This window comes from Anthropogastromicrobium sp., from assembly GCF_037349415.1.
GTDB classification, from domain to species: domain Bacteria; phylum Bacillota; class Clostridia; order Lachnospirales; family Lachnospiraceae; genus Anthropogastromicrobium; species Anthropogastromicrobium aceti.
The window spans coordinates 15,565-30,247 of sequence record NZ_JAXWCK010000042.1 but is presented as its reverse complement, the minus strand read 5'-3'; the positions used below and the strand labels follow the sequence as shown (position 1 = coordinate 30,247).

Here is a 14,683-nt window from a genome sequence, read left to right as displayed (position 1 = left end):
CCGGGGCTGGTGTCTGATCCGGTGATGGATTTGTGGCTGGCTGCTGCTCTGAAGACGGGGCTGTGGCCGGTGTCTGCTCTGGGGACGGAGCTGGGGCTGGCGTCTGCTGCGGCTGCGGCTGTGACGCTGCCTGCTGTGCGGTCGTCGGCTGTGTTGGAACTGTCTGCTGCGCAGAGCTTGATGGCGTGGACGCATTATTGTCAAGTGAAAGTGAAGTTCCCTCAACTACCTCATCTGCCATATACTTCATATAATTCCATGCAAAGCTTCCCTTTACACAAATTGCCTTCTGAACCTTTGAAAAAGCAAGGTTTCCAATCTCTTCAACTGATTCCGGAACTACAACTTCTTTCAAAAGCTCAATATCAGACAATGCAGAATCATCCAGTTTCTTCATTCCATCTGGAAGCTTTAAATACTGAACTGACGTATTGTTCTTAAATGCATGTGAACCAATTGAAGTTACCGAATATCCGCCGATTTCTGCTGGAATACGAACAACTTGTCCCTGATCATTGTACTCAACAAGCTTTAACTCATCATTTGAAAGCTCATAGACATTTCTTCCAGAAGTAACCTTGTTGTCTTTGATTTCAACTACTTCAGTTTCTGTCTCCTTTTGAGTTTCTTTCTGTGTTTCTTTCTTCGTATCCGTATCCTGTATCTTATCTACTGTATACGGAATCTGCTTATTGCTCTTTTTTCCACTGCTGAAAAGAAGAACAATCAATACGATCATCGCAGCAATCAATGCAATTACTGTGACAATAATAACAACAAGAATACGATTTGTTTTTGGACGAGCCGGTTCATAATCATCATTGTCGTAATCATCATTACCGTAGCTGTCATCCTCTTCGTCATAATCGTAATCATCATTCAGATTTTCTTCATAATCATCATCTGAATCTGAATCGTAGCCTTGATCTGGCTGCTCTTCATAATTGTCTTGTACCTTGACTTTAGAGGGGCGTATCTTTGTTCCGCAAATTGGACAAATCGTGCTTCCCTGCGCTAGTCTGGCACCACATTTCGGGCAAATCATATGCTTCTCCGTTCTGCCGCATTTTTGCGGCTTTTTTTAAGTTATCGTCTGCGTGTAACGTAAACGATAACGCCTTTAACCTTTCGTATCATACCATAAGTATGAGTTTATTTCAATGTTTCAAATATCCAAAAACATTACATTTCTTTTACAAAACTGCGTCAATCCACGCGTTCCTTTCCCCAGAAAAATAATGCTACTGTTCCCGGGCCGGTATGACTGCCAATTGTAGCACCAATCGGATAAATTTCAACTTTTCCATTTAAATTAGGAAAGCGGCTCTCAACAAGCATTGCAACAGCTTTTGCGTCATCCATACACTCTGACTGACAGATATAGCATTTGCCCGAATATGCCAAACCTCCCTCGGCATTTTCTTCCATCTTCTGAACGATACGCTGAATCACTTTTTTCTTCGTGCGCACCTTCTCTCTTGCTGTCAAATGTCCCTCATAGTCCACATTTAACAAAGGACAGATTCCAAGCATACCTCCAAAAAATCCAGCTGCCTTTGATACTCTTCCGCCTCTGATAAAAAAAGTAAGATCAGAAGTAAAAAACCAGTGCTGCAGTTTCTTTTTATTTTCACACACCCATGCATACAATTCATCTATACTCTCTCCTGCATCTCTTCTGTCTGCCAGAGTATCTACTAACAAACCATAACCAGAGGAAGCTGCCAATGAATCCACTACATAAATTTTTCTGTTTGGATATTCTTCTCTTACCTGTTCTGCTGCAATACATGCTGAATTGTAGCTGCCTGAAATTCCGCTTGAAAGCGTTAAATGAAGGATATCCTTTCCCTCATCAAATATTTTTCTAAAAAAATCTGCATACTCACCAATACTAACCTGTGATGTCTTTACATCCTCACCTGCAAGCATTCTGCGATATAACTCTGCCGGAGACATCGTCTGACCAAGGTCATCTAGATAGTCCTTTCCTCCCAGTTCATAGTGAAAACACACATAGCGGATTCCACGCTTATCAAAATATTCCTTTGTCAAATCAGCTGTAGAACAGCAGCTGATGCAATATTCTGCCATACTCATCTCCTCCTTATAATTAAAGCATTAAAACAGTTACAGTATATCTTTTTTGCTTTGCAAATACAAGTAGCGCTAAAGAGAAAATACACCGTTTATCATTACTTATCTTTTTTTCAGAAAATGTTCGCGATTAGGATAAATTTCCCTAAAAACCTCTAAAGCAGCTCTTTGAAGCGGCTCAAATTCTTTTTCCATTCGCAGACTATGAGGTGCATCAAACACAATTCTGCTTATTTGTTCAGCGATCTTTCCTGCAATGCTTTCATCTGACAGCTGTCCCATTCCAAAAATAACAGAAGTAAAGCCACGTCCTCCTGTACTAATCTCAATATATTTTCTGCATGTGTTTTTTAACTCTAAAAAAATTATTTCCTGCTGAGTCTTTGGCTTTCTTTCAAATTCATATAAATTCAGACCAAGAATAGCTTCTATCGCAAGCTTTTTCTTTCTGCCTCCCAAATCCATACTTCCGCTTTCTACAATATATTTTAAATTCATAAGATAACCAACAAACATATCTTTCCTTGGCTTACCTTTTCCATATCTGGTCTCCCAGAGCTTCATTCGAAGTTTATCTTCTTCACTCATGGTTTCATTTTTATTTTCCAGAAGCATCTGCTGTCTTTTAAGTGGATCTGTCTGTTCATAATAGTTTATCAGCCAATCTTCCATTTTCAATCTTTCCTTTCCGAAAATGCACCTTTTTATTGTTCCATAAATGATTCCACATTTTCTGCCGTCACCTTTTGATACGGTAAAAAGATATATCGTTCATTTTCCAGATCCTCCTTTGGCGGTGTCTGACCTTGAAACAGTGTCATCGCAAGACGCGAAATCTGCTCAGCTTGTCCATGCCTGTCATTATACACAGTCCCCTGAATGGTGCCTTTTTGGACAGCATCCAATGCACCTTCCAAACCATCTATTCCAAAAATTATCGGACGTCTGTCTTTATCATAATCAAGTGCATCATACGCAGCAACTGCACCAAGAGCCATCTCATCATTATTAGAAAGGACTAGTTCAATCTCGTCTCCATATTGATTAATCAGCTGTGTCATCTTATTTTCAGCTTGTCCACGATTCCAGTTTGCAAACTGGAAACTTAGTCTTTCTAATATAATGCCCTGTTCTTTAATTGTTTTTACCACACTGTCTGTTCGAATGATTGCATCCTGATGACCTGTCTCACCCTCAAGAAGTACATATTGAATCTTTCCGTCCTGATTTCGATCTACTGCGTCATTGTCTCGTATCATATCTGCTGCAATCTCACCCTGCATCATACCAGACTGTCTGGCATCTCCGCCTACATAATACAGCTTATCCCACTGCATCAAATCCTCTCTCACTGGCTCTCTATTAAAGAAAATAACAGGTATATTTTCCTTTTTTGCCATCTTTATTATATTTGACGGCTCTGTCCTGTCAACGAGATCAACAGCAAGTATCTCACAACCAGCATCAAGCATTTCCTTCACAACTTCATTTTGAATCTTCTGATCATTTTTTCCATCCCTTACAGTCATAATCACCTTTAGAGAATCTGACTCATATCCAGCCAGATCTTCCTTCAGACAATCTGTAAGCGCATTAATAAAGGGGTCGTCCTGCGTGTATAGCACAACACCAACACGAAGAACATCTCTTTTTTTCTCACTATTCGCCGTACATCCTGTCAGACACAACAACATGCATCCGATCAGAATACTTCTTATCTGATACTGTTTCATTGAAATCTCCATTCCTTTTTGGCTGACTATATGCAAATTCTCAATCATACGTATGAAGAAAATGCTGTACCTCTTCTCTGAAAATATCTTCTTTATGCAGCAGATGATACTCAATCGTCTGGTTGTTAATCGTATACAGATGATTTTTCAGCACTTTTGAAATTTCTATAGCGCTATGATATCCCATTCCATATCCATCTATCGCAATCAATCCGTCAATCACAGAATCATCAAGATAATATACACACTTTATACTATTTCCAATCCCATAGATTTTCGTGTCACTCTCTTTTTTCTGTGCATACATCCCTGCTACCTGCTCTAAGGCACTTGTGTCAAATACAATCAAATAGTCAACTGGCTGCTGCTCTTTTAACCTCTGTGTAATTTCCATATCATATGTGATATTCATATCAAACTGAATCTCACATCCCGTATCAGAAAGCACATCTAATACACCCTGCATACATTTATCAGTACAGTCTGTTTTCTTAAATCCGCTTATAATTCCAACAGTTTTGCCTTGAATATTATTTTGATTGCGGCTTAATAAGTCCTGTGCCAATGTATATCCCATACGGTAATAGTCCGGCGCAATAACAGGCAAATCAGAATATTTTGATATATGGTCTTCCTCTTTTTCACGCAGCGCATCATTTGCTACAAGAAGCATTGGCTTTTGTACGCGAATTTCTCTAAGCATATCAATAGTATCCCTGCCCGGCGCCGCCTGAACAATAAATGCATCAACCTGATTATCCAGCTGATCATAAATCAAGTTCTTCTCCTCATCTGCATTTTCAATTTCATCTGTATTGCAAATAATCAAATGTATATTTGCGATTCCAGCTGCCTGCTTTAGACCATTCATAAAGGAGTTCCATTTTTCATCACCTGATTTTTCAACAATAACTGCTACACGCTTCTGAGGCTTTTCATCTTCAAAAATCAGATGCACACAAAACAGCAGTAATATGCCAAGACAAATTTCTGCTAACAAAAAAGTAGTTTTTGTTTTTTTCATGATTCACCCTCTTTTCTGACTGGCTTTCCCGGAGTCTCAAGCACTTCACAATTTTCCTTAGTGTATGGCACAGCAGGCAAATGAATCGTGACCGTTGTTCCCTCATCTGGTTCACTCTCCACAATAAGGCCATATTTATTTCCAAACATCAGCTGAATACGCGTGTGCACATTAATGAGTCCTACACCAGAACCATGTTTGGGTCCTTTCTGATTATCTTTTAAAATATTTTCTACATCTTCATGACGCATTCCCATTCCATTATCCGTAACTGAAAGATAGATTTCTGCATCATCTTTCCAACCTTTGACAATAATTTTAGGCTGGTCATCCTCATCCATATTTCCTACACCATAATATATAGCATTTTCAAGAATCGGCTGCAAAATAAGCTTTACCGTACAGAACGGATAAATTTCTTCTGAAACATCATATTCTGTCACAAAACGCTCCTTGTAGCGATACTTTTGAATATTCATATAATTTTTGCAGTGTTTTAGCTCATCCTCAATACTAATAATCGTCTTTCCTCTTGACAAACTGATTCTAAACAGCTTGGCCAGCTCAGATATCATAAAAACTGCATCCTGATTTTTATTGGCCTCAACCATCCAAGTGATAGATTCCAAAGTATTATAAAGGAAATGCGGGTTGATCTGACTTTGCAGTGCTGCCAGTTCACTCTTTCTTCTCTCATTCTGCTGCTTCACAATTTCTTTCATTAACCGCTCAATTTCTTCATACGAATGCTGGACAGATTTTCCAAGATGACGAATCTCATATGAGCCTCCAATATAGATATCAGGCTTTTCCCCAGCTTCATATGCCCTTACAGATGCATCCAGTTTAAGAATTGGACTTGAAATCCTTTTCGACACAATGCGATTGACTAAAAGAAGCATCATGATCAACATAATTACAACAATTACCATATAAATACGAAACTGCTCTCGGCTGTCTGTCCTAATATCCTGCTTTACAATGCCTACCATCTTCCATCCCGTATATGATATAGTGCTTACAATTGCAGTCTGCTTATCTCCACTTGGGCTGCGCAAATTTTTATATACACCATCTTCATTGCTGCATACAATACTGAAATCTTCCTCAAACAATCCATTGCTGATTTCATTTGCATAAGGATGATAAATCAGATTTCCTTCCCCATCACAGACATAATAATATCGCCCCCTGTTTTGATCATTCACCTGATTCATCATTTCCTCAATAAAGGAATATTTCATATCAACAAGCAAAATACCATTTTCAGGTCTGTCTCCATCAATACCGTCTACCGCACGACTTAGGGAAATCACCCAATGATAGCTCTTCGCATCATCCTGAAATAAATTCTGCATATGAGGCGTTGAAAAGTGCATATTTTCAATTTCCTCTGCTGCATTTTCAAACCAAGACTGCCAAAGCACATCTATGCCATCCTTCTGCAGCGTAACTGGCTCTGCCACAATAAGATTTCCTTCCATATCATAAAGCGCAATACTCTGTATTTTGTCCTTATTAAAATCATATAGAAAACTCAGCTGCTGATTAAACTCCGGACTAGACACATCAAATGCCTGTATAATATTATATGTGACAGTATCTGAAATCTGTCTCATATTTTTCAGATACTGCTCCATGGAATTGACTGTGCTTTCCATCAGGTTTTGTGTGTTGCGAACTTCATTCTGACGCATAGCCATTTCATATCGATTGTAAAGCAATAACCCCATAGATATAGACGTAATTACCGTCATCAAAGAAAGAACCGTCATAATGACAGACTGAATATCTGACACTTTTCTTTTTTTCATACTCATTTTCCCATATGCTCTGTGCGATATTTTGAAGGCGACATTCCATATTTGCGTTTAAAAACATATCCAAAATAGTTTGCGTCCTCATAGCCAACATGTTCTGCAATTTCATAATTTTTTTCATTTGTTTCAAGCATCAGATGAACAGCCTGCTGCATTCTATAATCTGTCAAATATGTAATAAATGAAATGCCCACTTCTTTCTTAAAAATAGAAGAAAAATAGGAATTTGATACACCAAGCTTTGAACATACGGTATCAAGTGACAGATCTGCATCTGCATACTCATCACGAACAATATTTTTTGCTTCTGAAATAAGGTAACGCAGTGAAGAATTTCTGGCATTTTTTAGTTCATCACTGATCGATAGTGCTACTCTGACAAGCCAGGCCATTAATGCACTTTCATCCATCTTTGTAATTTCTTCATACGCATTTTTGATTTCTCCGGCATGATCTTCAAATTTCATATGATTATTTCCACAGAAACGATATAGATGCCCTACAATTTCCAGCACTGTAAAATTATACTGCATAATTGTTTTTGCATTATCTTTTAGTTCCTTCACTAAAGAAAAAACTGCATGTTCAATATCTTCACGTACCCCAATATGAACTGCCTTGAACACATCATTCATATTAATATCATCTGGCTGCATGGAAAGCCCCTGCCCCTTCGGTGCAATATCTGCAATATTGATAGAGCAGCCTGATCCGTAAATAACACGATACGAAAGTGCTTCCCATGCCCCTTCATAGGAAAAACGAAGATTTGATACTTCATTGCACACCTTACCTATTCCAACGGTAACAACTGCACCAAAAAAGCGGTCTGCCCATTTGCAGAAGCGGTCACAGTCATCCGTCAGTCTCGTGATTTCATCTTCTTTGCCTAAATTTGCTACCATAACAATATTTCCCAGATAAGAAAAATATCTGCAGTCCCATTTGCCGCGGAATTTTTCCTTTACTTCTCTTTGTACAGATATCGAAAGCAGAAGTGGTGTCATCCCGTCAGGAACATGATTTTCTGATGTATGGAAAACAGCGCAGCAAAAATATGAACCTGGCAAAGAAATCTGATAATCATTTAAATATTTATTTATTTCACTGTCCGAAATGCGTCCCTCCACAAGAGAACAAAAGAAATTTGTTTGAAGTACAGGAAGGGAATCTGTGTAGTACTGCTCTAGCTTTCTGACATTTAATTTTTCTTCTCTCTCTTTATCGAGTACGTTTTTTAATCGTTTGAGACATTCAGAAAGCTCATTGGCATTGATCGGTTTTAATATATACTCTTCAATTTCAAGATGAACTGCTTCTTTGGCATATTCAAACTCGTCAAATCCAGTCAGAATTAAAATTCGCACGCCTGGATTCTCTTCCTTTAAATTACGTGCCAGTTCCAATCCATTCATATATGGCATTTTGATATCGGTAATGACCACATCTGGCTGCAGTTTTTCTGCTATTTCCATAGCTTTTACACCATTCTGTGCTTTTCCGATTACCTCAAATCCCAATTCTTCCCAATTAATTCTTTGTTCAATTGCATTTCTGACTTCTTCCTCATCATCTACAAGAAGTACTTTATATGTAGTCATCTATATTCCTCCATGTTTACTAAGAAATCTTTCTGCATTTACAAAAAATGGCACGAACTTCTTTATAAATAGATTCGTGCCATCTTCATTATACTCTTTTTTTACCAATTTTCCACTAGTAATATTATTTTTTTTTACATTTTTTGTGCATTACTTCTTCTTTACGTACTTGAGACAGTCGAGTGTAACTGCTACGAGAATGATAATACCTTCAAAGATAAACTGAAGGTTTGTATCAATACCAAGAATAGTAAGGGAATACGTCAGTGCAGTAAAGATCAATACACCAGTTACAACGCCAGAAATCTTACCAATACCACCAGTAAAGGATACACCACCAACAACGCAGGCAGCGATAGCATCCATATCCCATCCTTGTCCATAAGCTGCACTACCAGAACCGATCATACGATTACATTCCAGCCAAGCACCAAATCCATACAGGATACCTGCAAGAACGAATGCGCCCATTGTTACTGCAAATACAGAAATACCAGATACAGCAGCTGCTTCTGGATTACCACCAACTGCATACAGATTCTTACCAAACGTTGTCTTATTCCAGATAAACCATACAACTGCAACTGCAACAACTGCCCACAGAATAATGGTTGGAAAATTTCCAATTTTTGGAATAAACATTGCCGGGATGGAAGAATCAATTGCTCCAAAGGATACGCCCTTTGTTGCATATGTTACAAGACCAAAGATAATAAGCATGTTTGCCATAGTAGAGATAAATGGATGCATCTTAAATCTTGCCATAAAGAAACCTGCAATTGATGCAAATCCAGTTGTCAGAATCACACATACAAGCAGTGCAAATATTGCACGAGCCGGTGCAGGGATTCCAGTGAAGTCAAAGATATGGCCAAATACACCGCCTGTATTAATACCATTGTGCATAATAATGGTTGCTGTTACCATACCCATACCAACCATTCGGCCTACAGAAAGATCAGTACCGGTTAACAGAATCAATCCTGCTACACCAAGAGCCAGGAAGATACGAGGTGATGCCTGCTGAAGAATATTCAAAATATTAGCTGTTGTCAGAAGCTGCGTATCCTTTACAACTGGTGTTATAAAGCAAAGTGCGATAAAAATCAGGATAATTACAATATAAAGTCCGTTCTTATAAAGGAACTGCGGTGTGTTAAATGTATACTTGTAATTTTCCAGTTTCTGAAGCTTCTTCTGTCCATAAGTAAACTTTGACATACGAAGCAAATCAATCAGATGATACTGATGCACAAATGCCTCATGCTTTCTGTCCTTGATTTCCTGAAGCTTTGACTCATGCACCATCTGTGCGTCATACAGACGATTCTTATATACATACTTCTCGTCCTTAAGCTCCTGTTTGTCTGTCATGCCGGAAATTGTGCGCTCGTGCTCTGCTTTGAGATTTGCGCGAATCTTTTCATATTCTGCATTCTCAGCTTCCTTTTGAGCTGCACAGCTTGCTGCAACCTTATCGTAATAATCTTTCTTAAAATGAGTCTTCAGATAAGATTCTGCATCTGCAATCAGCTTGGAAACTTTATCTTTATTTGCAGTTTCTACCTCTCTTGCCTTTACAAGAAGCTCCTGATCCTTTCGGATAATTGCATTCTGCTCCTCTTTTGTATAATTCTTATCTTCCTTTGTTAAAGAGATATGTGTCTTTAATGCCTGCACCTTATCAGAACCATCTACACGCAGGGCATCTATCTGTGCCTGTATTTTACCAACATATTCATCAATCGGCTTTAAAAGCTTTGCTTCCTCTTCTGCCGAAAGATATCTCATATCATTTGCCATAGCTCTCGTACTCCTCTCTATTACAAATACTTTGCACTAAGTCTAAGCAGTTCTTCCTGATTTGTTTCCTTGGTGTTTACAATTCCTGCCAGATGACCGTTTGACATTACACCGATTCGGTTTGTAATTCCAAGAATCTCCGGCATCTCAGATGAAACAACAATGATTGTCTTTCCCTGCTTAGCCATATCAATAATCAGTTCATAAATCTCGTACTTAGCACCAACATCAATGCCTCGTGTCGGATCATCCATCATGAAAATCTTTGGTGAACGCTCCAACCATCTTCCAAAGATTGCCTTCTGCTGATTTCCACCAGAAAGGTTTGCAATCATATCATCTGGTCCCATGCACTTTGTATGCATAATACGAATTTCTTCTGCAGTTGCTCTTACCATTTCATCCTTAGATAATGCAATGCCAGATTTATACTGATTCATATTAGCAATTGTTGTATTAAAGGTGATATCTGCTTTTAAGAATAATCCATCAGCCTTACGTTCCTCAGTAATTAACGCAAATCCATGATCCATTGCATCTTTTGATGAATTGAAATTCATCAGCTTATCATCATAGTAGACACGTCCGGCTGCTCTTGTACGAATACCAAATATTGTCTCAAGAAGCTCTGTACGACCCGCACCAACCAGACCATATAAACCAAATATTTCTCCCTTTTTTACATCAAAGGTTATATCTTGAAGCTTCGGTGCATATTTCGTAGATAAATGCTCTACTCTTAAAATCACATCACCCGGTGTATTATCAACAGGCGGGAAACGATTATCTAATGATCTTCCTACCATAGCAGAAATCAACTCATTCATGTTGGTATCACTACAGTTTTTAGTCATTACAAGAGCACCATCTCGAAGAACAGAAACCTGGTCACAGATCTCAAAGATCTCATCCATCTTGTGAGAGATATAGATCAGTGAAATTCCCTGTTCACGAAGCTGTCTCATCATCTTAAATAATTTTTCAACTTCTGGTGCTGTCAGAGATGAGGTTGGCTCATCCAAAACAATCACCTTTGAATTATAAGAAATTGCCTTTGCAATTTCACACATCTGTCTCTTTGAAACAGACATTTTTTTCATCGGCTGTGAAAGATCTACCGTAATGCCAAGCTTACGGAATAAATCAGAAGCCTCTTTTTTCATTCTTCCCTCATCAATTACTCCGAGGGATGTTTTCGGGTAGCGACCCAGGAATAGATTGTCAATTACATTTCTTTCCAGACACTGATTCAACTCCTGATGAACCATTGCCACACCATTTTCCAAAGCATCCTTTGGACCTGTAAAGCTAATCTCTTTCCCGTCTAAAATTATTGTTCCTTCATCTTTTTGATACGTACCAAAAAGACATTTCATCATTGTCGATTTACCTGCACCATTCTCACCCATCAAACCCATGATTGATCCTCTCGGCACATCCATGTCGATATGCTTTAGAACCTTGTTCCTTCCGAATGATTTGCTCATGCCGCGGATCGACAAGACGATATCCTTATTACCTTCTTCCATATCCTTACTCCTTTCAGAAAAAGAGGGTGTCAGAAGTTCTAACACCCTCGGACCTTTTGCTAGCAAAAAATCTCTATCAATTACTGCTTAAGGAGAGATGTATAAGATGCTGCATTGTCTGTCTTAACCATATTGATTGCGAATGCATCATACTCGCCTGGATTACCAAGACGGTTTGTAATGTTAGACTCTGTCTGACCATCACCACCAATGTATTCAACCTTTAAGTTCAGCAGATCATCATAGTTCTGAAGAAGTGGCTGATAAGTTGAGCTTAAGAAGTTATCAGAAGCATTGTAGATATTTAACCATACCTTCTTCTCTGGGCTCTTAGAAGCATCCAGCTGATTTGAAACCTTGCTGTATACCTTGGTAGAATCGGTGAAATCCTTATAGTTATCTGCTGTGATCGCAATATTTAATGCATAGTAGGATCTCTCATCTGCACTATATCTATAATCAACGCCTTCTTCCAGCTTGTTGCCTGCTGCATCTGCAGTACCAATACCAGTATCGATATCTACACCGTCCAGTGCATTTCTTAAAACTCTCAGTGTCAGGTAAGCCTGAACGTCTGCATGCTGGGAAATTGTTCCGCCGTAGCCTTCTGCAATTGCTGCAACTGCGTCACTGTTTGCATCATAACCAAATGTAGGTACTTCGTTCTCCTTTGCCCATGCATTGAACATAGACATTCCCATACCATCATTGTTAGATACAACAACATCGATCTCATCACCAAAAGATGCTGCCCAAGTTCCGATTGCATTACCAGCAGTAGCTGCATCCCATGTAGCACCTGCTGAGTTCTTCATTTCCTGTGCTGCCAGCTCACGGATGGTATATTCTTTTCCATCTACCTCGATAGTAGAATCCTGAACGATCTTAGAAGAACCATCTGCATTTGTTCCGATAGGAGATGCATCAACTACTCCATCAGTCTCAACGCCAGTTCCCAGTGCAGAACGAACACCACGTGTTCGTGCGATGGAATCGTTATGTCCGATATCACCAATTGCTAAGATATAACCGATTACGCCGTCACCATTACGGTCCATAGATGCTGCATTTTCCTTAATATAATCAAGTACCATCTGACCCTGAAGTTCAGCACCCTGATTTGCATCAAAACCAACATAATATGTCTTATCGTTAAAGTTCAAAGCATCCTTGTCAAGCTCTCCTGTAGAACTGTTAGATGGCTGACGGTTGAACCATACTAATGGCTTCTTGCTATTGTCAACACTCGTCTTGTTTCCTGATCCCGATCCTGAACTGCAGGCTACCAATGAACTGGAAAGTGCTGCTCCTACAAGTAATGGAAAGATTCTGCTCTTTTTCATGTTTTACTCCTCCTTTGAAGTATGTGCTTTATTAACTGTCCTTATTATATTATTCACAAGCGCATAATCATATAGAAAATTTTTATATGAACCATTGAAATTTTGTGTATTTTATTATTTTTAATACTTTTCAAATGTTAGTTTTATGATTGTAGCAGTCATTTTGCTTGATTTTGCAAGATATTAGAAATTCATTCTATACAGTTCTTCTATATTAGTTTAATTCTGATTTTTTATTCAGCAGTTTAGTGTGGTAAAAAGCCACAATATTTTATTGCTATTTCTTTTGCATGTCAGCATGATTTAGACCAAAAGATATAAAAAAAAGACAGCCACTTGCAGGCAAGCCTGCAATGACTGTCTCTCACGCGCTTTCACACGCTTATTTAATTACTCAAACGTAAATTATTCTACGATAGAAACTACTCTACCAGAACCAACGGTACGTCCACCCTCACGGATAGCGAAACGAAGACCCTGCTCCATAGCTACTGGGTGAATCAGCTCGATGGTCATCTCTACGTTATCACCTGGCATACACATCTCGGTACCAGCCGGAAGCTCACAAACACCAGTAACGTCAGTTGTTCTGAAGTAGAACTGCGGTCTGTAGTTGTTGAAGAATGGAGTATGACGACCACCCTCATCCTTGGTCAGAACGTATACCTGAGCGGTAAACTTCTTGTGGCACTTTACAGAACCTGGCTTACACAGACACTGACCTCTTTCGATATCAGTTCTCTGAACACCACGAAGCAGAGCACCGATGTTATCACCAGCCTGAGCCTCATCCAGAAGCTTACGGAACATCTCGATACCGGTTACAACTACGGTTCTGTTCTCTTCCTTGATACCTACGATCTCAACGGAATCGTTCAGATGCAGAGTACCTCTCTCTACTCTACCAGTAGCAACAGTACCACGACCAGTAATAGAGAATACGTCCTCAACTGGCATCAGGAATGGCTTATCAGTATCACGAACCGGATCCGGAACGTAGCTATCAACAGCTTCCATTAACTCAATGATCTTGTCTCCCCATGGTCCCATCGGATCGTTCAGAGCCTGCAGAGCTGAACCTCTGATAACCGGAATGTCATCACCCGGGAACTCATACTCGTTTAACAGCTCACGGATCTCCATCTCAACCAGTTCAAGAAGCTCCTCATCGTCTACCATATCACACTTGTTCATGAATACAACGATGTACGGAACGCCTACCTGACGGGACAGAAGGATGTGCTCTCTAGTCTGAGCCATAACACCATCGGTAGCAGCTACAACCAGGATAGCACCATCCATCTGTGCAGCACCGGTGATCATGTTCTTAACGTAGTCAGCATGTCCTGGGCAGTCAACGTGAGCGTAGTGACGATGTGGAGTCTCATACTCAACGTGAGCGGTAGAGATAGTGATTCCTCTCTCTCTCTCTTCTGGAGCCTTATCGATGTTCTCGAAAGCAACTTCCTCGCCAGTACCATATCTTGCATGAAGAGTCTTGGTAATAGCAGCAGTTAAAGTAGTCTTACCATGGTCAACGTGTCCGATGGTACCAATGTTACAATGCGGTTTCGTTCTTTCAAATTTAGCCTTTGCCATGATTGAAATTCCTCCTTAAATATTGCCCAGAGGGCATAAATGTCTTGTGTTAGACTGACACTGCTCTCAGTATATTACATAATGAGAACTTTTTCAAGTCTAATTTTAGGAAATAATAAAAATTTTATCATTAT

11 protein-coding genes are annotated in these 14,683 nt (G+C 39.4%); all 11 read right to left on the bottom strand.

What is annotated here, in order from left to right; translation table 11 throughout:
• Positions 1 to 1,045, bottom strand: a 1,045-nt coding sequence (locus WJP93_RS09945) for a leucine-rich repeat protein (RefSeq protein ID WP_337548044.1), incomplete at its 3' end; no start/stop codon positions are given.
• Positions 1,046 to 1,206: 161 nt separating this feature from the next.
• The gene (locus WJP93_RS09940; RefSeq protein WP_262538237.1) at positions 1,207 to 2,094 is read right to left on the bottom strand and encodes a DegV family protein; all 888 of its coding nucleotides are present in this window, start codon (positions 2,092 to 2,094) and stop codon (positions 1,207 to 1,209) included.
• A 105-nt stretch (positions 2,095 to 2,199) separates the two neighbouring features.
• Complete coding sequence (locus WJP93_RS09935; protein ID WP_227100199.1) at positions 2,200 to 2,769, bottom strand: DUF6553 family protein; 570 nt, start codon at positions 2,767 to 2,769, stop codon at positions 2,200 to 2,202.
• 32 nt (positions 2,770 to 2,801) lie between these two features.
• Positions 2,802 to 3,830, bottom strand: a complete 1,029-nt coding sequence (locus WJP93_RS09930; RefSeq protein WP_262538234.1) for a galactose ABC transporter substrate-binding protein — start codon at positions 3,828 to 3,830, stop codon at positions 2,802 to 2,804.
• Between the two features lie 40 nt (positions 3,831 to 3,870).
• Positions 3,871 to 4,854, bottom strand: coding sequence for a substrate-binding domain-containing protein (locus tag WJP93_RS09925; RefSeq protein WP_337548040.1), 984 nt, complete (start codon positions 4,852 to 4,854; stop codon positions 3,871 to 3,873).
• Positions 4,851 to 6,668 (bottom strand): sensor histidine kinase, encoded by a 1,818-nt coding sequence (locus WJP93_RS09920; protein ID WP_337548038.1) that lies wholly within the window; start codon positions 6,666 to 6,668, stop codon positions 4,851 to 4,853. The genes WJP93_RS09925 and WJP93_RS09920 overlap by 4 nt, the downstream gene beginning before the upstream one ends.
• A gap of 2 nt (positions 6,669 to 6,670) precedes the next feature.
• On the bottom strand, positions 6,671 to 8,275 hold the full coding sequence (locus WJP93_RS09915) for a response regulator (RefSeq protein WP_227100203.1): 1,605 nt from the start codon (positions 8,273 to 8,275) through the stop codon (positions 6,671 to 6,673).
• Positions 8,276 to 8,425: 150 nt separating this feature from the next.
• Positions 8,426 to 10,078, bottom strand: a complete 1,653-nt coding sequence (locus WJP93_RS09910) for a galactoside ABC transporter permease (RefSeq protein WP_227100204.1) — start codon at positions 10,076 to 10,078, stop codon at positions 8,426 to 8,428.
• Positions 10,079 to 10,098: 20 nt separating this feature from the next.
• Positions 10,099 to 11,607 carry a sugar ABC transporter ATP-binding protein gene (locus WJP93_RS09905; protein ID WP_308731898.1) on the bottom strand — a complete coding sequence of 503 codons (1,509 nt, stop codon included), beginning with the start codon at positions 11,605 to 11,607 and terminating at the stop codon, positions 10,099 to 10,101.
• An 80-nt stretch (positions 11,608 to 11,687) separates the two neighbouring features.
• Positions 11,688 to 12,950, bottom strand: coding sequence for a substrate-binding domain-containing protein (locus tag WJP93_RS09900; protein ID WP_227100206.1), 1,263 nt, complete (start codon positions 12,948 to 12,950; stop codon positions 11,688 to 11,690).
• Positions 12,951 to 13,355: 405 nt separating this feature from the next.
• Entirely contained in the window at positions 13,356 to 14,549 is a 1,194-nt protein-coding gene (tuf, locus tag WJP93_RS09895) for an elongation factor Tu (RefSeq protein WP_227100207.1), read from the bottom strand.
• Positions 14,550 to 14,683 lie beyond the last annotated feature (134 nt).